A 21,127-nucleotide genomic window follows, 5' to 3' on the forward strand; every position below is an offset into this window, starting at 1 on the left:
TTAGGCCTCCACTTTTTCTACGACGACGGCGGGCTCGGGCACGTCTGCCGGTTCGGCCGTCAGGTCTACCGTCAGCGTCTCCCCCTTGACCAGTTCCGCGTTGGCCTCCAGGGCGTCCACGACGTTCTGCGCGGCGGTAACGGTGGTCCGGATACGGTCGCTGACGTTGAGCCCGGCGTCCTTGCGGGCCTGCTGGATGGCGCGGACCATGTCGCGGGCCAGGCCTTCCGCTTCAAGCTCGGGGGTGACCTCGGTGTTGAGGACGACGAAGCCGCCGCCGGGCAGGACTGCGACAGCAGAGGACGCAGAGGACGCGGCAGCACTGCCGTCGGACTCTGCAACCACCGTCTCGAGGGTGTATTCCTGTGGCTCGAGCTGCAGGCCCCCGGCGGTGACAACGCCCGAGTCATCCACAGACCAGTCCCCGGACTTGGAGCCCTTGATGGCCAGCTGGACGTTCTTGCCAAGGCGCGGCCCTGCGGCGCGGGCGTTGACTACCAACTTCTGCTGGATGCCGAACTCCTCCGGGGAGGCAGTGGCGGCGTCGAGGAGGCGGACGGAGCGGATGTTCAGTTCGTCCGCGACGACGGCGGCGAAGCCTTCCAGCGCGTCCGCACCGGGTGCCACCACGGTGAGTTCCTGCAGCGGCAGGCGGACACGCAGGTTGGCGGCCTTGCGGAGCGAGGATCCGGTGGAGCAGATCTGCTGCACCTTGTCCATGGCGTCCACGAGGTCCGGGTTGGCCGGGAAGAGGTCCGCGTCCGGCCAGTCGGCAAGATGCACAGAGCGGCCGCCGGTCAGGCCGCGCCAGATTTCCTCGGTGACCAGCGGCAGCAGCGAAGCAGCGGCACGGGACACAGCCTCCAGGGCAGTGAACAGGGCGTCGAAAGCATCCTGGTCCTCGTCGAAGAACCGCTGGCGGCTGCGGCGGACGTACCAGTTGGTGAGCATGTCCAGGTAGCTGCGCAGCGCGTCGCAGGCGCCGGAGATGTCGTAGTCGTCCAGCCGCTCCGTCATGCTGCGGACCAGGTCTCCGGTGTTGGCCAGGAGGTACTGGTCCATGGTGTCGGCGTACCCGTCGTACCGGAGCTTCGCTTCGTAGCCGTCCCCACCGTTTGCTGCATTCGTGTACAGCGTGAAGAAGCTGTAAACGTTCCACAGCGGCAGGATGACCTGGCGGACGCCGTCGCGGATGCCCTGCTCGGTGACGATCAGGTTGCCGCCGCGAAGGATGGGGCTGGACATCAGGAACCAGCGCATGGCGTCGGAGCCGTCACGGTCCAGCACTTCGGACACGTCCGGGTAGTTCCGGAGGCTCTTGGACATTTTTTGCCCATCGGAGCCCAGCACGATGCCGTGGCTGATGACGTTCCGGAACGCCGGCCGGTCGAACAACGCGGTGGACAGGATGTGCAGCATGTAGAACCAGCCGCGCGTCTGGCCGATGTACTCCACGATGAAGTCCGCGGGGTTGTGGGTGTCGAACCAGGCTTCGTTCTCGAACGGGTAGTGGACCTGGCCGTACGGCATGGAGCCGGAATCGAACCAGACGTCCAGGACGTCCTCCACGCGCCGCATCACGGACTGTCCCTCTTCCGGGGTGCGGGGATCGTCCGGGTTGGGCCGGGTCAGTTCGTCGATGAACGGACGGTGCAGGTCCACCTGGCCGTCCTTGTTCAAGGGGAGGCGGCCAAAGTCCGCTTCGATCTCCGCGAGGGAGCCGTAGACGTCGGTGCGCGGGTAATCGGGGTCGCTGGACTGCCACACGGGGATGGGGCTGCCCCAGTACCGGTTGCGGCTGATGGACCAGTCGCGGGCATTTGCCAGCCATTTGCCGAACTGGCCGTCCTTGACGTTGCCGGGGATCCAGTTGATCTCCTGGTTCAGCTCGGACATGCGGTCCTTGAACTTGGTGACCTCCACGTACCAGGAGGACACCGCACGGTAGATCAGCGGGTTGCGGCACCGCCAGCAATGCGGGTAGCTGTGCTCGTAGCTGGCCTGGCGGACCAGGCGGCCCTGGGCGCGGAGCACCTGGGTGATGGGTTTGTTGGCCTCGAAGACCTGCAGGCCGGCGATGTCGTGGAGGTCGCCGTGCGTGAACAGCGGCAGGAACTTCGCGCCTTCATCGACGGAGAGGACCACGGGGATGCCGGCTTCCTCACACACCTTCTGGTCGTCTTCACCATAGGCGGGAGCCTGGTGGACGATGCCGGTGCCGTCAGTGGTGGTCACGTAGTCGGCCACGAGGAAGCGCCAGGCGTTCTCCATGCCGTACTTTTCATTGTCACTGAAGTCGTCCCAGAGCCGCTGGTACTGCAGCCCCTCAAGTTCGGTACCGGTGTGGGTGGACACCACTGCCGCTTCCGCGTCTTCGAATCCGTCGTAGCCGAGGTCCTTGGCATAGGCGCCGATGAGGTCCGCAGCGAGGAGGAAGGTACCGGTCACAGGGGCATCGGCGGATGCAGCCTTGATGCCGTTGGGTCCGGCGGGCAGCACGGCGTAGGTGATGGAAGGCCCGACGGCGAGCGCGGCGTTGGTGGGAAGGGTCCAGGGGGTGGTGGTCCAGGCGAGGGCCTGTACCCCTGCCAGCTGCCGGGAGAGTTCCGAATCACCCGCGAGGATGGGGAACGTGACCGTAACCGTCTGGTCCTGGCGGTTCTTGTAGACGTCGTCGTCCATGCGCAGCTCATGGTTGGACAGCGGTGTCTCGTCCTTCCAGCAGTAGGGCAGGACGCGGTAGCCGTTGTAGGTGAGGCCTTTCTCGTGGAGCTGCTTGAAGGCCCAGAGGACGGACTCCATGTACTCGACGTTGAGCGTCTTGTAGTCGTTGTCGAAGTCCACCCAGCGGGCCTGGCGGGTGACATACGCGCGCCATTCGTCGGCGTACTTCATCACAGAGGCGCGGCAGGCGTCGTTGAATTTGTCGATGCCCATGGCTTCGATCTGGGTTTTGTCGGTCATGCCCAGCTGCTTCATTGCTTCAAGCTCTGCAGGGAGGCCATGGGTGTCCCAGCCGAAGCGCCGCTCAACGCGCTTGCCGCGCTGGGTCTGGAACCGGCCCACCAGGTCCTTGGCGTAGCCGGTCAGCAGGTGGCCGTAGTGCGGGAGGCCGTTGGCGAACGGCGGACCGTCGTAAAACACGAATTCGTTGCTGCCGGGCTCGCCGCCGGGCAGGTCGGCGCTGCGCTGGTCGATGCTGGCCTGGAAGGTGCCGTCCCGGTCCCAGTACTTCAGGATGCGCTCTTCGATCTCCGGAAACTTCACGGAGGCGGAAACGCCTGCGCGGCCGTCGGACGGGCCGCCGCTGGTGGAGGCTGAGGCCTTGGGATAATACGTCATTCTCGACATCCTGGGTTGAGCTGGGCGAACCGGCAGTTGCCGGACACTTTCCGGGATGCGAGGACGGCTCGCTGTGCGGTCCAAGGACTGCACGCTTACCGCGGTACCACCTCACTTACCGGCGCAGTGTGTTCCACAGGAACTGTGCTGCCCCGGCCTCTCATTACTGCTGTAACGGGCTTACCCGTCCGGTTCTACTGGCACGCCCCGCGGACGGCGGGTGGTGCGTTCTTCCGGAAGCTCACCGGTGATTGCCGGGTCATAGCCTTTGATGAGTCTACTATCGGGTCCGCCTGCATTTCCATTCCCCGGGGCCGGCTCATGGCGGGCACTGATGAGCTGTGAGCTCGGGCGCCTGCCGTGCCTAGACTCACTTCCATGACTTCTTCCGGCCGGCGGGTCCCCGCACGCTTCCCAGTCGTGTGCACGTGGTTATCGCTCCTGGCCGCAGTGCCGGTGCTGGTGATATCCGTTTTCCGGGCTGTCGGCGCGGAGTGGCCGGTCCTGGTGGTCCAGCTGCTGGCCTTCACGCCATGGCTGACGGTCCCCGCGGGCGTGGCCCTGGTCCTGGCATTGTTCGGTGGCCGGAGATGGCTGCAGGCGGTGACGGCAGGGCTCCTGGTCTGCCAGCTTTTCTGGCTCTTTCCCCTGGATGTTGCCCGCCCCTCCCCCGCGGCTGCCGCAGCGCCGGCGGCGTCGCCAACGGAGCAGCAGCCACCGGCCACGGTGGAGCTGAACGTCATGAGCATCAATTCCCAGTTTGGCCGGGCGGACGCCGCCACCATTGTCCGGCTGGTGAGGGAGAAGAAGGTGGCGCTCCTCGCCGTCCAGGAACACTCGCAGGATCTCCAGGAACGGCTGGCCGCTGAAGGCCTCGGTTCGCTGCTGCCCCACAGGATCAGCCAACCCACGGATGACGGCGCTGGCAGCGCCGTGTACTCAAGCCATCCGCTGGAGCCGGTGGGTTTGCTGCCGGACACCCCGTTCCTGATGCCGACGGCCAGGATCACGGCCACCGGAAGCGGGGGTGGTGCCAGTGCCGTGCTGGAACTGACCAACGTCCACACCCTGCCGCCTGTGGACACCCGGGTGGGTCAATGGCGGAGCGATCTCAAGGCCTTGTCCCGGTTGGCGGAACGGCCCGGGCACAGGCTGCTGATGGGTGATTTCAACGCCACCTACGACCATGCAGAGTTCCGGAGCCTCCTTCGGGCCGGAGAGGACGGCCTGGTGGACGTGGCTGCGGCCGCCGGGTCAAGGCTCCTGCCTACGTGGCCCATGGATGGCACGCGCCTGCCCGGCATCGCCATCGACCATGTGGTGACAAGTCCCCGGGTTGGCAGCAGCGGCTACCAGGTCCACGGGGTTCCGGGCACCGACCATGCGGCCATCTTCGCAACGGTGGCGGTTCCGGCTGCCTGAACACCCGTGAATGCTGCGCGGCTATGGCACTGGCCTGCCGGCGGGCTCAGCCCTTGCGGATGAGCTTGTGGTTGGCGGCCTGGGCAACCGGCCGGATGACTATTTCGTCCAGGTTGACGTGGTGCGGGACGCTGACGGCGTACCGGACGACGTCGGCCACGTCCGCCGCGGTCAGCGGCTTCTCCACGCCTTCGTAGACCTTGTCCGCGGCCTGTTCGCTGCCCAGGCGGTTGAGCGCGAATTCCTCGGTCTGCACCAGGCCGGGCGCCACTTCGATCACCCGGATGTTGTTTTCCACTTCCTCCAGCCGGAGCGCATTGGTGAGGGCGTGCTGGGCGAACTTGGCCGCGTTGTAGCCGCCTCCGCCTTCGTAGGCTGCAATCGCGGCAGTGGAGGTCAGGTTCAGCACCGTTCCCTCGCCGTTGGCACGGAGCATCGGCAGGAACGCACGGGTCAGCTTCATGGTGCCCAGCACGTTGACCCGGTACATCCACTCCCAGTCCGCGGTGCTGGCTTCCGCCACCCGGTCCGCGCCGCGGGCGCCGCCGGCGATGTTGATGAGCGTATCGATACCCCCGGCAGCGGTGACCTTTTCCACCAGCCGGGACACGTCGTCGTCCTCGGCAATGTCAGCGGGAACGGCGACGGCGCCGGTCTCGGCCTCCAGCGACGCGAGGCGGTCTTCGCGGCGGGCTACGGCGAACACCGTCCAGCCTTCCGCGCGCAGGGCGCGCACCGTCGCTTCACCAATGCCGGTGCTTGCGCCGGTCACCAGGGCTGCCTTGCTGTGCTGCAATTCGTCAGTCATGGCACCACCCTAACGGGAGGTTCCCGCATCGGGCGGACCGGGCGTTACACAGCGTCAAGGGGACGCCCCCGGGCCGGATCTACGGCAGGATGCCGCCGTGGCCACGGGCGTTTCTCCGGGATTGAACGGAGCATGAAAGAATTGCCCAATGGCTGAAGACATACAGGGTACAGACACGCCCACCACCGCCCCCATCAACGTTCCCGACAAGCCGGCACTGGAAGGCCTCGAGGCTGCCCTGACCCGGCGCTGGCTGGATGAAGGAACCTACAGGTTCAACCCGGACACCACCCGGGAGCAGGTCTACTCGATCGACACTCCCCCGCCGACGGCGTCGGGCTCGCTGCACGTGGGCCACATGTTCTCCTTCACGCAGACCGACGTCCAGGCGCGGTACATGCGGATGACCGGGAAGAACGTCTTCTACCCCATGGGCTGGGATGACAACGGGCTGCCCACCGAACGCCGGGTGCAGAACTACTACGGTGTGCGCTGCGATCCCGCCATCCCGTACAACGCCGACTACCGGCCGCCGGCGCAGCCCGCCAAGAACCAGCGCGACTTCGACGTCGTGTCGCGCCAGAACTTCATCGAGCTGTGCGAGGAACTGGCCGTTGAGGACGAGAAGGTCTTTGAAAACCTGTTCCAGACCCTCGGCCTGTCCGTCGACTGGAACCTGACCTACCGCACCATCGACGACACCTCCCGCGCGGTGTCCCAGCGCGCGTTCCTGGCCAACCTGGCCGCCGGTGACGCCTACATGGCCGAGGCACCCACCCTGTGGGACGTCACGTTCCGTACCGCCGTTGCCCAGGCCGAGCTGGAGGACCGCGAGGTTCCCGGTGCCTACTACCGCTACCCCTTCTTCACCGAGGCCGGCGACAAGATCTTCATCGAGACCACCCGCCCGGAGCTCCTGGCCGCGTGTGCCGCGCTGGTGGCAAGCCCCGACGACGAGCGGTACCAGCCGCTGTTCGGCAAGACCGTGCGGTCTCCCCTCTTCGACGTCGAGCTTGAGGTCAGGCCCCACCCGCTGGCCAAGGCTGACAAGGGCTCGGGCATCGCCATGGTGTGTACCTTCGGAGACCTTACCGACGTCACCTGGTGGCGTGAACTCCAGCTGCCAACCCGCGCCATCATGGGCCGCGACGGCCGCATCATCGCCGAAACGCCGGACTGGATCACCACCGAGGCCGGCAAGGAAGCCTACGCTGCGATCGCCGGCAAGACGGCGTTCTCCGCCAAGGAAGCAGTGGTGGAACTGCTCGGCGCTGCGGGCCTGCTGGACGGCGAACCGAAGAAGATCACCCACCCGGTGAACTTCTTCGAAAAGGGCGACAAGCCGCTCGAGGTTGTGACCTCACGCCAGTGGTACATCCGGAACGGCGGCCGCGACGAAGAGCGCCGCGAACGCCTGATCGCCAGGGGCCAGGAGATTAACTTCCACCCGGCCTTCATGCGCTCCCGCTACGAAAACTGGATTGCCGGCCTGAACGGTGACTGGCTGGTATCCCGCCAGCGCTTCTTCGGCGTGCCCATCCCCGTCTGGTACCCGCTGGACGCCCAGGGCAACCCGGACTACGACAACCCCGTCCTGCCCTCCGATGACATGCTTCCGGTGGACCCCGCAGCGGACGCAGCCCCGGGCTTCGACGAATCCCGGCGCGACCAGCCCAACGGCTTCACCGGCGACGCGGATGTCCTGGACACCTGGGCCACGTCCTCGCTGACCCCGCAGATCGTGGGCGGCTGGAGCCGGGACGAGACTCTGTTCGACAAGGTCTTCCCCTTCGACCTCCGCCCGCAGGGCCACGACATCATCCGCACCTGGCTGTTCTCCTCCGCTGTCCGTGCCGATGCACTGCAGAAGACCGCACCTTGGAAGCACGCAGCAATCTCCGGCTGGATCCTGGACCCGGACCGCAAGAAGATGTCCAAGTCCAAGGGCAACGTGGTGGTACCCACGGATGTCCTCAACGAGTACGGCTCGGACGCCGTCCGCTACTGGGCGGCCTCGGCCCGCCTGGGCGCCGACACCGCCTACGAGATCGCCCAGATGAAGATCGGCCGCCGCCTGGCCATCAAGCTCCTGAACGCCTCAAAGTTCGTGCTGAACCTTGGTGCCACGGAGAACTCTGTGGTGTCCGGCGATCTTTCGGTGCTGACCAACAAGCTGGACCGCGCCCTGCTGGCCCAACTGTCCGACGTCGTTGCCCAGGCCACGAAGGCGTTCGATAACTACGACTACGCCCGGGCCCTGCAGCTGACCGAAACGTTCTTCTGGCAGTTCACGGACGACTACGTGGAACTCATCAAGGACCGTGCCTACGGCGCGGCCGGCGAAGCGGAGCAGGCATCGGTGCTGGCGGCCCTGGCCACCACGCTGGATACGCTGCTGCGCCTGTTCGCGCCGTTCCTGCCGTTTGCCACCGAGGAAGTCTGGGGCTGGTGGCGCACGGGCTCGGTTCACCGCGCCGCCTGGCCGGCCGGCGTCGAGGTGGATGGCGACACCACCATGCTCGCCACCGTCGGTAACGCCCTGAGTGGTGTCCGCAAGGCAAAGTCCGAGGCAAAGGTGAAGCAGCGGACCGAGGTCCTCTCTGCCACCATCAGCGCCTCGGAGGCTCTGACCACCCAGCTGAAGGCCGGCCTGTCCGACCTCAAGGCGGCGTCCAACGCCCGGGAGATCACCCTGGTGGTGGGCGAAGGGGAACTGACCGTGAGCGACGTGACCCTGGCTGCCCCTGAGGAGACAGCGGCCGTCTAGTCCGGTGCACGCCCTGTTTCAGGGCAAAGGGGAAGCCCCATCAGCGTTTTGCCGTTGGTGGGGCTTCGACTTTTTCGGCCATCTCGTGACGAACTTGATGGTCTGGCAGAATCCGGGGATTTCCAGGTCTTCCTACCTCGTCACTGGTAGCTCGTATCCGGCTTCGCCAAAGGCTGCGTCGAATACATTTCACTGGATCTTTGGTTCCTGCGTCCCCCTTCTTTCGAAGTTGGTAAGAACTATTTTGATCCTGTGCGCAGGCATGCACAAGGGCCCCGGAAGAACTACATGGGAGTAGTTCTTCCGGGGCCCTTGAAGTCTTCAGCGGCGGCAGCCGCGCGCCGGCTCAGCCGAATTCGGGGCGTTCGGTGCGGCTGCGCTTCAGCTCGAAGAAGTGCGGGTAGGAGGCCATGGCAGTGGTGGCATCCCACAGCTTGCCGGCCACCTCACCGCGCGGGATGCGCGTGAGGACCGGTCCGAAGAATGCCGTTCCGTTGAAGGCGACCACGGGGGTGCCGACGTCCTGGCCCACGAGGGAGATGCCTTCTTGATGGCTGGCCCGGAGCTTGGCATCGTAGGCGTCAGACTCAGCAGCCTCTGCCAGGGAGGCGGGAAGCCCGCACTCGGCCAGGGCCTTGGTGATCACGACGGTACGGTCCTTCTCGCCGCCCTCGTGGATCAGGGTGCCCATGGCGTCGTAGAGAGCCTTGACGGTGGCGTCGCCGTGTTCCTGCTGGGCCGCGATAATCACGCGGACCATGCCCCACGCGCTGTCCATGGACTTGCGGTACTCGGGGTCGAGGTCGCGTCCTTCGTTGAGGACTGCCAGGCTCATGACGTGCCAGACGGTTTCGATGTCGCGGACGGCTTCCACCTCGCCGATCCAGCGCGAAGTGATCCAGGCGAACGGGCACAGCGGATCAAACCAGAAGTCGGCGCGGTTCTTGGCGGTTTCAGTCATGGCTAATCCTTCAGGTAGGGGTGGCGGCGCAGGAGGCAGCCACCGCTGACGGGGGTGTTGCGGGCAACGCGGCTCAGGCGGACTTCCGCCGCTTGGTCACGTGCGGGATCATGGTGGGCTCGGCGCCGCGGAGGACGACATCCTCGGTGATGACCACGCTGGCCACGTCTTCCCGGCTGGGAAGATCGAACATCACCGGAAGCAGGACTTCCTCGAGGATGGCACGCAGGCCGCGGGCGCCGGTGCCGCGTTCCAGGGCTTGGTCGGCGATCGCATCCAGGGCGCCGTCGTCGAAGACCAGCTCCACGCCGTCAATCTGGAACATCTTCTGGTACTGCTTCACCAGTGCGTTCTTGGGCGTGGACAGGATCTGGATCAGGGCGTCCCGGTCCAGGTTGGAAACCGTGGTGATGACCGGGAGGCGGCCAATGAACTCGGGGATCAGGCCGAATTTGAGCAGGTCCTCCGGCATCACTTCGCCGTAGGAGTCCACCTTCTTGCTCGCGTCGTTCAGGGGTGCGCCGAAGCCGATACCCTTGCGGCCGGACCGGGACCCGATGATCTCTTCGAGTCCGGCGAAGGCACCTGCCACGATGAACAGGACGTTGGTGGTGTCAATCTGGATGAATTCCTGGTGCGGGTGCTTGCGTCCGCCCTGCGGCGGTACCGAGGCAACAGTGCCTTCGAGGATCTTCAGGAGCGCCTGCTGAACGCCTTCACCGGAAACATCCCGGGTGATCGAAGGGTTTTCGCTCTTCCGCGAGATCTTGTCGATCTCGTCGATGTAGATGATGCCCTGCTCTGCCTTCTTGACGTCGTAGTCCGCGGCCTGGATGAGCTTCAGGAGGATGTTTTCGACGTCTTCGCCCACATACCCGGCCTCGGTCAGTGCTGTGGCGTCGGCGACGGCGAACGGCACGTTGAGGCGGCGGGCGAGGGTCTGGGCGAGGTACGTTTTTCCGCAGCCCGTGGGGCCGATCAGCAGGATGTTCGATTTGGCGATCTCGACGTCGTCGTGGTGGCCGCCGTCGCCGAGGTTCCCGGACTTCGGCGCGTGGCCGGCCTGGATGCGCTTGTAGTGGTTGTAGACCGCCACGGCGAGGGACCGTTTGGCCGGTTCCTGGCCAATGACGTATTCCTGCAGGAAGTCGAAGATCTCGCGCGGCTTGGGCAGTTCAAAGCTGCCAAGGTCGGCGACCTCGGCGAGTTCCTCTTCGATGATTTCGTTGCACAGTTCGATGCACTCATCGCAGATGTAGACACCGGGCCCGGCAATGAGCTTCCGCACCTGCTTCTGGCTCTTTCCGCAGAAAGAGCACTTCAGCAGATCCGTGCTCTCGCCAATCCGAGCCATATGTGAACCCCTTAGTATCCTGCTGCCGCGCAGCTTGCACCGTTGCTGGAATCTTCCCCGGACCGTGCGGGCCGGTTTGTGACAACTTCCACTCTAGGTCACATTGGCTCCCAAGGGTGGAAGGAAAAGGCCGGCGGGGCCAAAATGAACTGGCCCCGCCGGCCTTTTGGGTACTGCTACCTCGTAATTGCCTGAGGTTTGATCTTGCGTGAATCCAGGACCTGGTCGATCAGGCCGTAGGACTGTGCCTCTGCCGCGGTCAGGATCTTGTCGCGCTCGATGTCGTTGTTGACCTGCTCGGACGTCCGGCCGGAGTGGTGGGCGAGGGTGTCCTCGAGCCAGGACCGCATGCGCATCACTTCGGCCGCCTGGATCTCGAGGTCCGATGCCTGTCCGCCCTGGCCGCCGGACAGGGCGGGCTGGTGGATCAGGACGCGGGCGTTGGGCAGTGCCAGGCGCTTGCCCGGGGTACCTGCAGCGAGCAGGACGGCTGCGGCACTGGCGGCCTGGCCCAGGCACACCGTCTGGATCTCCGGGCGGATGTACTGCATGGTGTCGTAGATGGCAGTCATTGCCGTGAACGAGCCGCCGGGAGAGTTGATGTACAGGGTGATGTCGCGGTCCGGGTCAGTGGACTCGAGCACCAGCAGCTGGGCCATGATGTCATCGGCCGAGGCGTCGTCCACCTGTACGCCGAGGAAGATGATGCGGTCCTCGAAGAGCTTGGTGTACGGGTCCTGGCGCTTGAAGCCGTAAGGTGTGCGCTCCTCGAACTGCGGCAGGACGTAGCGGCTGGACGGAAGATTACCGGCAGACCACCCGAAGTTGTAGTTCATAATTATTGCTCCTGATCGAAAGGGTTCTGGTAGCCGGGAATTAGTTCTCGGAGGACGACTGGCCGGAGCCGTTGGAGGTTCCGCCGCCGCCGGAGACGGAGCCCGCGTGCGCGGCGATCTTGTCGAAGAAGCCGTACTCGAGCGCTTCGGCGGCCGTGAACCACTTGTCGCGGTCGTTGTCCTTGAGGATGGTCTCAACGGTCTGGCCGGTCTGGTCGGCGGTCAGCTCTGCCATGACCTTCTTCATGTGCAGGATGAGCTCAGCCTGGATCTTGATGTCCGAGGCCGTGCCGCCGATGCCGCCCGAGGGCTGGTGCATCAGGACGCGGGCGTTGGGGGTCGCGTAGCGCTTGCCCTTGGTGCCGGAGGACAGCAGGAACTGCCCCATGGAAGCGGCAAGGCCGGTAGCCACGGTGACGACGTCGTTGGGGATGAACTGCATGGTGTCGTAGATGGCCATGCCGGCCGTCACGGATCCGCCGGGAGAGTTGATGTACAGGTAGATGTCCTTCTCAGGGTTCTCGGCGGAGAGGAGCAGCAGCTGCGAGCAGATGGCGTTGGCGTTGTCGTCACGCACCTCCGACCCGAGCCAGATGATGCGCTCCTTCAGGAGTCGGTTGTAAATGTAGTTGTCCTGGGCTGCGGGATCGACGGTCGCCATCCGGGGGGCCTCTTGGTGCTGTGACATGTTTACTTACCTCTCGCTGGTGACGGTGACATCACTGAAAATCACTACTTGGACACTAACCGGTTTCACCGACATTTTGTTCGCGCCCCTGCGGCTGTTCGCTGACGGCGCACGATGCCGGCACCCGGCGCCCCGGCGCGGGGTTTCAACGCGAACGGCCCCCGGATCAGATGATCCGGGGGCCGTTCGTCCATGCCTGTGTGGAGGCTATGCCTTGGCGTCAGCCTTCTCGTCCTCGGCAGGAGCCTCGGTGGCCTCGCCCTCTGCGGCGTCAGCCTCGGTGACCTCGGCGTCGGCGGCCGGAGCTTCCTCTTCGCCGCCGGGGCGGACGAAGTCGCTCAGGTCAACGGTGTTGCCTTCGGAGTCGGTGACCGTGGCCTGGCCCAGCACAACTGCCAGTGCCTTGCGGCGGCGGACCTCGGAAACCATCATGGGGACCTGGCCGCTCTGATCGATGATCTGGGCGAACTGGTTGGGGTCCATGCCGTACTGGCTGGCCGTGGTGACGATGTAGTCGATCAGCTCGTTCTGGCTGACGTCGACTTCTTCCTTCTCGGCAATGGCGTCGAGGATGATCTCGTTCTGGAAAGCGCGGGCGGTGTTCGCGCGCACTTCCTCGCGGTGCTCCTCGGTGTCGTGCTCGCCTTCGCCGTGGCCGTTGCCTTCCTTGAAGTGGGCCTCGAGCTGCTCTTCGACAACGCTGTCCGGCACGGGAACCTCAACCAGCTCAACGAGCTTGTCCAGGACCTTGTCGCGGGCCTCGACGCCCTGCTCCACAACCTTGGACTCAGCTGCCTGCTTGGCCAGGTCTTCGCGCAGTTCGGCGAGGGTGTCGAACTCGGAAGCCAGCTGGGCGAAGTCGTCGTTGGCCTCAGGCAGCTCGCGCTCCTTGACGGCCTTGACTGCAACCTTTACCTGTGCGGCTTCGCCGGCGTGGTCACCGCCCACCAGGGTGGTGTCGAAGATTGCGTCTTCGTCCACGCTGAGGCCGGTAACGGCCTCGTCCATGCCCTCAAGCATGGTGCCGGCGCCTACCTGGTAGGACAGGCCTGCAGCGGAGTCAACCTCTTCGCCGTCGATCGTGGCGGTGATGTCGATGGTGAGGAAGTCGCCGTCGGCGGCCGGGCGGTCAACTGACTTCAGCGTGCCGAAGCGCCCGCGGAGTTCGTCCAGGGCCTTGTCAACGTCTTCGTCAGAGGACTCAGCGGCGGCAACCTCAACCTTGATGCCGGCGTAGTCGGGCAGCTCGATCTCGGGACGGACGTCAACCTCGGCAGCGAACTTCAGGCCGCCGTCGGTGGCGGACGGGTCCGGAACCTCGGTGATCTCAACCTCGGGACGGCTCAGGGGGCGGATGCCTGATTCCTGCACGGCAGCCTGGTACCAGCCGTTGAGGCCATCGTTGATGGCGGTTTCGAGGACATAGCCGCGGCCGACGCGCTGGTCGATGAGCTTTGCGGGGACCTTGCCCTTACGGAACCCAGGGACCTGGATCTGCGAAGCTACGGTCTTGTAAGCCGAGTCGATGCTGGGCTTCAGTTCCTCAAAGGGAACCTCAACGTTGAGCTTGACCCGCGTGGGGGTGAGGTTCTCGACAGCGCTCTTCACGGTCTAAGTACTCCTGGGATTGTGGGATGGGTCTCTGCGGAACGCAATGTTCCTGCCCGATCCGAGTGGCCGGGCCGCAGAGTCGGGGTGACAGGATTTGAACCTGCGACTTCCTGCTCCCAAAGCAGGCGCTCTAGCCAAGCTGAGCTACACCCCGTAAGTGCACAGGCAAGTCTACGGTGATACGCGTCGCGAATGCACATTTGACACGTGGGCCATGGATTAGGTTTAGTTGTATCCGGCTTGAACAGCCAGCCCGAAGATTCCGCGAATACGGAGCTTCCTTCGGGGACGTAGCTTAATGGTAAAGCCTCAGTCTTCCAAACTGATTACGCGGGTTCGATTCCCGTCGTCCCCTCCAAACAGCAAGGCCCCTCCTCGGAGGGGCCTTTCCTGTTTAAGGCTGCCTCCGTGCGCTCGTGGGGCGCTTTGCCGGCCCGGACGGGCCAAAAGCACAGTGCTGCCCGGCGAGTCCGCGCCAAAGTGCCCTGTTTCGGCCCGGGCGGGCAGCTGTTATTCCTGCGGCTGCTGGCAGAACGGGCACCAGTACAGGTTGCGGCCCGCGAGTTCGGCGATCAGCACCAGGGTGCGGCAGACCCGGCATGGCAGCCCCTGCCGCTTATAGACATAATGGGCGTCCTCGCCGCGCGGAAAGCTGCCGCTCTTGGCCGGAACGTCCCGCCCGGCACGCGCAGCTTTGGCCGCCGTGGTGCCGTTGACTGCCCAGTACCGCGGCGGCGTGGTGATGATCCTGCCGTCCGCCACGCCATCGGTCATGACGCTGACGACGTCGCGCCACAGGTTGCGGGCGTCCGGTTCCGTCACATCCGTTCCCGGCATCCAGGGGTCCAGCCGGCGGCGGAACAGGACCTCGGCACGGTAGACGTTGCCCACGCCGGCGACGATCTTCTGGTCCATGAGCAGCGCCGCGACGGGAGTCTTGCGGGTGCGGAGGTTCCTGGCGAAGCGGCCCGCGTCACCGCGCAAGTTCCGGAGCGGATCCGGCCCCAGGCGCGCCAGCACGGCATCGGCTTCGGCGGCAGTGATGGTTTCGCACGTCGTGGCACCCCGCAGGTCGGCCCAGCCATGGCCGCTGGCCAGCCGGACCCGGACGGCACCAACGGGGGCGGGCGGCCCCGCGTAGGAGGCCCCGGCGTCGCTGCCTGCAGGGGACTCCTTCTCCCCTACCCGGCGGGGCGCTCCGATGCTGGAAGACCCGGTAAACGTCCGGTCACCGCCAAAGCTCCACGCGCCGTACAGGCCAAGGTGCACGTGCAGCACCAGGGCGTTGTCGAAATGCAGGAACAGGTGCTTGCCGTGTGCTTCGGCGGCCACCAGGGCGTGGCCGTCCAGCAGGGCCGCTCCCCCGCTGAACCTGCCCTGCGGGCTGGAGACAGCGAGGCGCTCTCCCGTGAAAACGTCCCCGAACTGGCGGGCCAGCCGGCGGACGGAGTGGCCTTCCGGCACTACTCGATGACCTCGCCGGTGGTTTCGTAAGCCGCGATTTTGCCGATCCGGCGGACGTGGCGTTCGTCGTTGCTGAACGGCTCTGCCAGGAACGCCTCGATCAGCCCGGTGGCTTCCTCCACGGAGTGCTGGCGGCCGCCGACGGCCACCACGTTGGCGTCGTTGTGTTCACGGGCCAGGGTGGCGGTGGAGAGGTTCCACGCCAGTGCTGCCCGGACGCCTTTGACCTTGTTGGCCGCGATTTGCTCGCCATTGCCCGAGCCGCCCAGCACGATGCCCAGGGCGTGGACGCCTGCCTGCTGGTCGGCCACGACGGCGAGGGCTGCGTTGATGCAGAAGGACGGGTAGTCGTCCTGGGCGTCGTAGGCCTTGGGTCCGTGGTCCACCACGTCGTAGCCCTTGGCAGTGAGGTGGGAGACCAGGTGGGCGCTGAGCTCCATTCCTGCATGGTCGGTGGCGATGTGGACCCGCGGGAAGGAAGGGGATGAGGTCACGTTCAGGTTCCGTTCGGTTTGGCGGCACTGGCGGCCGGCGGGGTGGGCGCCGGCCCGGGAAACAACACGGACAAGAATACTAGGAGCCCGGGGCTTGCCCGCCTGATGACGGGTTTCCGCCCTTCCGGGCCCTGGCGGCTACCCGGGTGAGGACGTCGGCAAGGCGCGCGGCGGATGCCTGGCTGCCGCCGCTGACGGCAAGGCGGCGGCCGTCGGTTTTGCTGACGACGACGGCGGGGCCGCTGCCCACCAGCATGGCGTCGGTGCCGCCGTGGTGCCGGTAGCCCCACCCGCCGTAGTCTGCTGCCTTCAGGTCTGCTGCGCTGGCGGCGGCGATGGATCCGGCCGGAACATCCATGACCGGCAGGACGCCCGCCAGGAGGACCTTCAGCCCGTATCTGTCCGCCTTCACCCTGGCGAAGAGGAAGCCCGCTCCCACCACCGCGAGGAGTACCAGGAGGCCACCGAGCCAGGGCAGCGCGATGGCGATGAGCGCGGCGGGGAACAGTGAAGCGATGCCGATCATGACGAAGACCGAGCTGCGCGCGTGCACCCACAACCGGACGGTGTCCGCCGTGAGGTCGGGGTCGGCTTCACGGGTCAGTGTGCGCTGGAGCGCCCGGTCGTCATCCACGGACCAGTGCTGGTCCGCCTTGTAGACCATGGCCAGGGTGACCCCCAGGGAAACCGCCGCCCCGCTTCCCAGCGCCAGGACCGTCGCGTCGACGTGCGAACTGCGGGCATCGGTCACGCCGGCCTGCCCCACCAGGCCGGCAGCCAGCACGGTGGTGACAAAGAGGCACAGGAACAGTCCGACGCCCATCATGATCCGGCGCATGATGGCCGGGCGGGACAGGGGAAGTGCCTGCGAGAGGACCAGCCACCCGGTGGCCAGGATCATGGCTGCGCCCCAGCCCACGTAGATGCCGTACGGCGCAAAGGCGGCGCCGCCGTCGTCCGTCCACTGGATGGCGAGCGGCTCCGGAAGGTCACGCCGCAGCAGCGACGCGCAGAAGACGAACGCACCGGCCAGGAGCACGGGGAAGCCGATGGCGAAACGCAGCGCCTTCCGGTCCACCCTGTCCAGAATCTTTCCCATGGATTAACGCTACCCCCGCCGGCGGGTACTCCCGGAGGGACCGGAGCGAAAGGTGTGCAGGGGACGTGACCTGCGCAACGTGCCAGGGTCCGGGCAGTGCAAGAATGATCAGAGCCGGAGCCGGCTACCGCCGGCGCCGCAGCAGCCAACGTCTTCTGGAGGTCTCCTTGCCAGGCATGAACCTGACGCGCGATGAAGCCCGCGCCCGCGCCGAACTGATAACTGTCGAGTCCTACGAGGTGAGCCTGGACCTGACCCGCGGCAGTGAGGTGTTCGGCAGCACCACCACCGTGAAATTCGGGGCCGTTGCCGGGGCTGAGACGTTCATCGACGCCGTGACGCACACGGTGCACAGCGTGACCCTGAACGGCCAGAGCCTGGACCCCGCCGCTGTGGCCGACGGCGTGCGGATCCAGCTGCCCGGCCTGCAGGAACACAATGAGCTGACGGTGGTGGCGGATGCACCGTACATGAACACCGGCGAGGGCCTGCACCGTTTCGTTGACCCCGTGGACAACGAGGTCTACCTGTACACGCAGTTTGAAGTGCCCGATTCCCGCAGGATGTTTGCCGTCTTCGAGCAGCCGGACCTCAAGGCGACGTTTGCCTTCACGGTCACCGCGCCCTCGCACTGGGACGTCATCTCGAACTCCCCCACGCCAACACCGGCCGAAACTTCTCCCTCCGAAGACGGCGGAGCCCGCTCGGTGTGGACCTTCACACCGACGCCCCGGCTGTCCTCCTATGTGACAGCCCTGATCGCGGGCCCCTACCAGTCGGTCCGCAGCGAGGTCACAAGTTCCGACGGGCGGGTCATCCCGCTGGGCGTTTTTGCCCGCAAGTCGCTGATGCAGTACCTGGATGCGGACAACATCTTCGAACTCACGCGGCAGGGCTTCGGCTTCTTCGAAGCACAGTTCGGCTGCCCCTACCCGTTCGAAAAGTACGACCAGCTGTTTGTGCCCGAGTTCAACGCCGGAGCCATGGAAAACGCCGGCGCCGTGACCATCCTCGAAGGCTACGTGTTCCGCAGCAAGGTCACCGGCGCCCAGATCGAACGCCGTGCCATCACGGTGCTGCACGAGCTCGCGCACATGTGGTTCGGCGACCTCGTGACCATGCGGTGGTGGAACGATTTGTGGCTGAACGAGTCCTTCGCCGAGTACATGTCCCACCTGGCGGCCGTGGAGGCCACGTCCTTCACCAGCGCCTGGACCACTTTCGCCTCGGTGGAGAAGTCCTGGGCCTACCGCCAGGACCAGCTGCCCACCACCCACCCGATCTTCGCTGAGATCAACGACCTGCAGGACGTCGAGGTGAACTTCGACGGCATCACCTACGCCAAGGGCGCCTCGGTCCTGCGGCAGCTGGTGGCCTGGGTGGGTCCGGAACAGTTCATGGCCGGCGTTCGGGAATACTTTGCCAAGCACTCCTGGGCCAACACCGAGCTGAGCGACCTGCTGGTGGAGCTCGAAAAGGCCAGCGGCCGCGACCTGGACGACTGGGGACGGCAGTGGCTGGAGACCGCCGGAGTGAACACCCTGGTTCCCGAACTCGACGTGGACTCCGACGGGACGCTGCGCTCCTTTGCCATCCTGCAGTCCGCCGTGCCCGAGTGGCCCACCATCCGCCCGCACCGGCTGGCTGTGGGGTTCTACAACCTGAATGCCGCCGGCAAGCTTGAACGCGTGCACCGCGAGGAACTGGACGTCGACGGCGAACGCACCGACGTCCCGGCCCTGGCCGGGCTCAAGCAGCCGGACCTCATCCTGGTCAACGACGACGACCTCGCCTACGCCAAGGTCCGCCTCGACCCGAAGTCCCTGGCCACCGCGACGGCCCACCTTAAGGACTTCCAGGAAAGCCTGCCGCGGACGCTGGTCTGGAATTCGGCGTGGGACGCAGCCCGGGACGGCGAAACTCCGGCGCGTGCCTACGTGGAGCTGGTCCTCGCCAACGTGGCCGCAGAAACGGATTCCTCCGTCATCCTGGTGCAGCTGCGCCAGCTGGCCACCACGCTGAACTTCTACGTGGCCGAGGAACACCGCGAAGCCACCACCGCCGCGGCCGTGGACCGGCTCTGGGACCTGGCGCAGGAAGCTCCCGGCGGATCCGACGCGCAGCTCCAGTTCGCTAAGTCCTTTGCCCTGCTGGCCGGCAGCACTTCCCAGCTGGACCGGGTGGCCGGGCTCCTGGACGGGTCAGTCGCTTTGGATGGGCTCACCGTGGACCAGGACCTGCGCTGGGAACTGGTGGCTTCCCTGGTGGCCGGCGGCAGGCTCGGCCGGGACGGAATCGACGCCGAGCTGGAACGGGACAGGACCGCCAGCGGGCAGAACGCTGCGGCACTTGCCACGGCTGCCATCCCAACGCCCGAGGCCAAAGCCGCCGCCTGGGAGTCGATCGTAGTCAAGGGCGATCTCTCCAATGCGTTGCAGGGTTCGGCCGTGGCCGGGTTCATGCGGGTGCTGGACCGGTCGCTGCTGGAACCATACGCGGAGAAGTACTTCGCGGCTGTCCCGGGCATCGTGGCCACCCGCACGCACGCACTTGCCCAGCAGATCGTCGTCGGGCTCTACCCGGCGCTGCTGACCACCCAGGCCACGGTGGACCGCACAGATGGATTCCTGGCGTCACTCCCGCAGGAGAGCGCTGCGCTGCGCCGGATGATGCTGGAAAACCGCGACGGCGTGGCCCGGGCACTGCGCGCCCGCGCCGCGGACGCCTGACAGGAAGGGAACGCAGCCATGGGCCTGCACGAACACAAGTACGCCTTGACCGTCCAGTGGACGGGTAACCGCGGCGAGGGGACCTCGTCCTACCGCGGTTACTCGCGGGACCACGACGTCGCCATTCCGGGCCTTCCGGTCCTGAAAGGCTCGGCAGACCCCACGTTCCACGGTGACCGTGAGCGGTACAACCCGGAGCAGCTGCTACTGGCCGCCCTGGCGCAGTGCCACATGCTGTCATACCTCCACGTCGCGGTGAAGCACGGCGTGGTGGTCACGGACTACCGGGACGACGCCACCGGGGAGATGGTGCTGAACCGCGACGGGAGCGGCCAGTTCCAGAGCGTGACCCTGCATCCGCAGGTCACGGTGGCGGACCCGGGACAGGTGGAACTGGCGGCGACACTGCATCATGAGGCGAACCAAGTTTGCTTCATTGCCCGAAGCGTCAATTTCCCGGTGGGCCACGAACCCGTCACAGTGGTGGCTTAGGCCACGTTGCCGGTGCTGGCCCCCTCTCCCGCGCGGAGCAGGTGGACCAGCCCGGCTTCGGTCTCCGGTGCCAGCCCGGCATTGCGTGGACGGCGCAGGCCCCGGGCACGCTCATCCCGCAGGACGTCCGCGATGGTTTCCTGCCAGGGGCGCAGCACCAGCCCCGCGTCCCTGGCTGCCTGGTTGCTGCGGGCCATGAACCCGTCGTGGCCCGGCGGAAGCCACAACGGCAGCGAATCCGGCCCCGACCAGTAGGCGATACCCTGGCCGGCGAGCCACTCCGGCGGGGCATCCAGGATGTGGCCAGTGTGGCCTGCGGCCTCCCGTGATGCAGCCACGTACGCGGCAAAAGGCACCTGGTCCCCCAAGGCGTTCAGGGCTCCCGTGGTTCCCTGGCCGGCGGCTTTGAGGATCCATGCGGCCAGGTCCCGGACGTCGATGACTTGGGTGGGAGCGGTGCCGATGCCGGGGACCACCACAGGCGTGTTGTCCCGGGCGAAGCGGGCCGGCCAGTAGCCGTAGCGGTCGGATCCGTCGCCCGGGCCGGCGATAAGGCCCGCACGGACAATATGGGCCTTGCCGCCGGCTGCTTCCACGGTGGCCGCTTCAATGGCTGATTTGGACTCGCCGTAGGTCTCCGGCGTCGATGCCTCCCCGTCGGGCAGCGGCTGCAGCAGTGCCGCGTCCTCCGCGGCGCCGGGCACCGAATGGTCCGCGTACACCGAACAGCTGGACACCAGCGTCCAGTGTCCAGTGCGTGCCGCGAGGCTCTCCAGCGCATCGCGTGCCAGGGCCGGGTCGCGCGCCACCTCGATCACGGCATCCCATTCCCCGGCCGCGTCGTCGTAGGCGTTCGCGCCCAGTGAACGGTCGGCCTGCAGCCACACTGCGCCCTCAGGGGGCCGCCCGGACGTGCCCCTGGCCAGGCACGTTACGCGCTGGCCTGCGGTTATGGCCTGGCGGGCGATTTCTGCTGACAGGAAGGCGGTTCCGCCCAGGACGAGGATGCGCATTGCTCCACGCTACGGCGCTAGGGTTGAAGGTGAACAGAGCCAAGTTT

15 protein-coding genes and 2 tRNA genes are annotated in these 21,127 nt (G+C 66.1%); 5 read left to right on the forward strand and 12 right to left on the reverse strand.

All coding sequences use genetic code 11. From position 1 onward, the window contains the following. Positions 1 to 3,342, reverse strand: coding sequence for an isoleucine--tRNA ligase (gene ileS, locus BLT71_RS12515; protein WP_091720759.1), 3,342 nt, complete (start codon positions 3,340 to 3,342; stop codon positions 1 to 3). A 378-nt stretch (positions 3,343 to 3,720) separates the two neighbouring features. Here ileS and BLT71_RS12525 point away from each other — a divergent pair, with 378 nt between their 5' ends. Continuing rightward, entirely contained in the window at positions 3,721 to 4,764 is a 1,044-nt protein-coding gene (locus tag BLT71_RS12525; protein ID WP_091720764.1) for an endonuclease/exonuclease/phosphatase family protein, read from the forward strand. A 46-nt stretch (positions 4,765 to 4,810) separates the two neighbouring features. Here the strand turns inward: BLT71_RS12525 and BLT71_RS12530 are convergent, their stop codons facing one another. Continuing rightward, complete coding sequence (locus BLT71_RS12530; protein WP_091720766.1) at positions 4,811 to 5,572, reverse strand: SDR family oxidoreductase; 762 nt, start codon at positions 5,570 to 5,572, stop codon at positions 4,811 to 4,813. Positions 5,573 to 5,720: 148 nt separating this feature from the next. On the opposite strand from BLT71_RS12530, the gene valS reads away from it, so the two are divergent. Continuing rightward, positions 5,721 to 8,339: a valine--tRNA ligase gene (gene valS, locus BLT71_RS12535; RefSeq protein ID WP_091720768.1), complete on the forward strand. Its 2,619-nt coding sequence runs from the start codon at positions 5,721 to 5,723 to the stop codon at positions 8,337 to 8,339. 346 nt (positions 8,340 to 8,685) lie between these two features. On the opposite strand, the gene BLT71_RS12540 is transcribed toward valS, so the two are convergent. From BLT71_RS12540 to BLT71_RS12565, 6 genes are all read right to left on the reverse strand, one after another. Continuing rightward, positions 8,686 to 9,300 (reverse strand): mycothiol-dependent nitroreductase Rv2466c family protein, encoded by a 615-nt coding sequence (locus BLT71_RS12540; RefSeq protein WP_091720771.1) that lies wholly within the window; start codon positions 9,298 to 9,300, stop codon positions 8,686 to 8,688. Positions 9,301 to 9,373: 73 nt separating this feature from the next. Further along, complete coding sequence (clpX, locus tag BLT71_RS12545; RefSeq protein WP_056079756.1) at positions 9,374 to 10,654, reverse strand: ATP-dependent Clp protease ATP-binding subunit ClpX; 1,281 nt, start codon at positions 10,652 to 10,654, stop codon at positions 9,374 to 9,376. 176 nt (positions 10,655 to 10,830) lie between these two features. After that, complete coding sequence (locus tag BLT71_RS12550) at positions 10,831 to 11,490, reverse strand: ATP-dependent Clp protease proteolytic subunit (RefSeq protein ID WP_015937343.1); 660 nt, start codon at positions 11,488 to 11,490, stop codon at positions 10,831 to 10,833. Between the two features lie 40 nt (positions 11,491 to 11,530). Continuing rightward, entirely contained in the window at positions 11,531 to 12,151 is a 621-nt protein-coding gene (locus BLT71_RS12555) for an ATP-dependent Clp protease proteolytic subunit (protein ID WP_015937344.1), read from the reverse strand. Positions 12,152 to 12,385: 234 nt separating this feature from the next. Next, positions 12,386 to 13,786 carry a trigger factor gene (gene tig, locus BLT71_RS12560; RefSeq protein ID WP_091720774.1) on the reverse strand — a complete coding sequence of 467 codons (1,401 nt, stop codon included), beginning with the start codon at positions 13,784 to 13,786 and terminating at the stop codon, positions 12,386 to 12,388. Positions 13,787 to 13,868: 82 nt separating this feature from the next. Further along, positions 13,869 to 13,943 (reverse strand) — tRNA-Pro (locus BLT71_RS12565). Between the two features lie 130 nt (positions 13,944 to 14,073). On the opposite strand from BLT71_RS12565, the gene BLT71_RS12570 reads away from it, so the two are divergent. Then, positions 14,074 to 14,147: transfer RNA gene (locus BLT71_RS12570), tRNA-Gly, on the forward strand. Positions 14,148 to 14,299: 152 nt separating this feature from the next. On the opposite strand, the gene BLT71_RS12575 is transcribed toward BLT71_RS12570, so the two are convergent. The 3 genes from BLT71_RS12575 to BLT71_RS12585 form a co-directional block, all read right to left on the reverse strand. Then, positions 14,300 to 15,253, reverse strand: a complete 954-nt coding sequence (locus BLT71_RS12575) for an Fpg/Nei family DNA glycosylase (RefSeq protein ID WP_091720776.1) — start codon at positions 15,251 to 15,253, stop codon at positions 14,300 to 14,302. Beyond that, complete coding sequence (locus BLT71_RS12580) at positions 15,253 to 15,747, reverse strand: ribose-5-phosphate isomerase (protein ID WP_091720779.1); 495 nt, start codon at positions 15,745 to 15,747, stop codon at positions 15,253 to 15,255. The genes BLT71_RS12575 and BLT71_RS12580 overlap by 1 nt, the downstream gene beginning before the upstream one ends. Positions 15,748 to 15,826: 79 nt before the next feature. Continuing rightward, the gene (locus tag BLT71_RS12585; protein ID WP_091720781.1) at positions 15,827 to 16,846 is read right to left on the reverse strand and encodes a hypothetical protein; all 1,020 of its coding nucleotides are present in this window, start codon (positions 16,844 to 16,846) and stop codon (positions 15,827 to 15,829) included. A gap of 176 nt (positions 16,847 to 17,022) precedes the next feature. On the opposite strand from BLT71_RS12585, the gene pepN reads away from it, so the two are divergent. Together pepN and BLT71_RS12595 are read left to right on the forward strand one after the other, a co-directional pair. After that, the gene (gene pepN / locus BLT71_RS12590; protein WP_091720784.1) at positions 17,023 to 19,575 is read left to right on the forward strand and encodes an aminopeptidase N; all 2,553 of its coding nucleotides are present in this window, start codon (positions 17,023 to 17,025) and stop codon (positions 19,573 to 19,575) included. 18 nt (positions 19,576 to 19,593) lie between these two features. Next, on the forward strand, positions 19,594 to 20,067 hold the full coding sequence (locus BLT71_RS12595) for an OsmC family protein (RefSeq protein ID WP_091720786.1): 474 nt from the start codon (positions 19,594 to 19,596) through the stop codon (positions 20,065 to 20,067). Here the strand turns inward: BLT71_RS12595 and BLT71_RS12600 are convergent. After that, entirely contained in the window at positions 20,064 to 21,080 is a 1,017-nt protein-coding gene (locus tag BLT71_RS12600; RefSeq protein WP_091720789.1) for an NAD-dependent epimerase/dehydratase family protein, read from the reverse strand. The two genes, BLT71_RS12595 and BLT71_RS12600, sit on opposite strands and share 4 nt — an antisense overlap. Between the last annotated feature and the right edge of the window lie 47 nt (positions 21,081 to 21,127).

The sequence above is a fragment of the Pseudarthrobacter equi genome, assembly GCF_900105535.1.
Taxonomy (GTDB): domain Bacteria; phylum Actinomycetota; class Actinomycetes; order Actinomycetales; family Micrococcaceae; genus Arthrobacter; species Arthrobacter equi.

Bases quoted from the DNA above. Each gene is read 5' to 3' on its own strand.
- BLT71_RS12600 (WP_091720789.1), bottom strand. From the start codon at position 21,080: ATGCGCATCCTCGTCCTGGGCGGAACCGCCTTCCTGTCAGCAGAAATC.
- BLT71_RS12550 (WP_015937343.1), bottom strand. From the start codon at position 11,490: ATGAACTACAACTTCGGGTGGTCTGCCGGTAATCTTCCGTCCAGCCGC.
- BLT71_RS12540 (WP_091720771.1), bottom strand. From the start codon at position 9,300: ATGACTGAAACCGCCAAGAACCGCGCCGACTTCTGGTTTGATCCGCTG.
- pepN (WP_091720784.1), top strand. From the start codon at position 17,023: ATGAACCTGACGCGCGATGAAGCCCGCGCCCGCGCCGAACTGATAACT.
- BLT71_RS12585 (WP_091720781.1), bottom strand. From the start codon at position 16,846: ATGGGAAAGATTCTGGACAGGGTGGACCGGAAGGCGCTGCGTTTCGCC.
- clpX (WP_056079756.1), bottom strand. From the start codon at position 10,654: ATGGCTCGGATTGGCGAGAGCACGGATCTGCTGAAGTGCTCTTTCTGC.
- BLT71_RS12595 (WP_091720786.1), top strand. From the start codon at position 19,594: ATGGGCCTGCACGAACACAAGTACGCCTTGACCGTCCAGTGGACGGGT.
- ileS (WP_091720759.1), bottom strand. From the start codon at position 3,342: ATGACGTATTATCCCAAGGCCTCAGCCTCCACCAGCGGCGGCCCGTCC.
- BLT71_RS12555 (WP_015937344.1), bottom strand. From the start codon at position 12,151: ATGGCGACCGTCGATCCCGCAGCCCAGGACAACTACATTTACAACCGA.
- BLT71_RS12530 (WP_091720766.1), bottom strand. From the start codon at position 5,572: ATGACTGACGAATTGCAGCACAGCAAGGCAGCCCTGGTGACCGGCGCA.
- valS (WP_091720768.1), top strand. From the start codon at position 5,721: ATGGCTGAAGACATACAGGGTACAGACACGCCCACCACCGCCCCCATC.
- BLT71_RS12525 (WP_091720764.1), top strand. From the start codon at position 3,721: ATGACTTCTTCCGGCCGGCGGGTCCCCGCACGCTTCCCAGTCGTGTGC.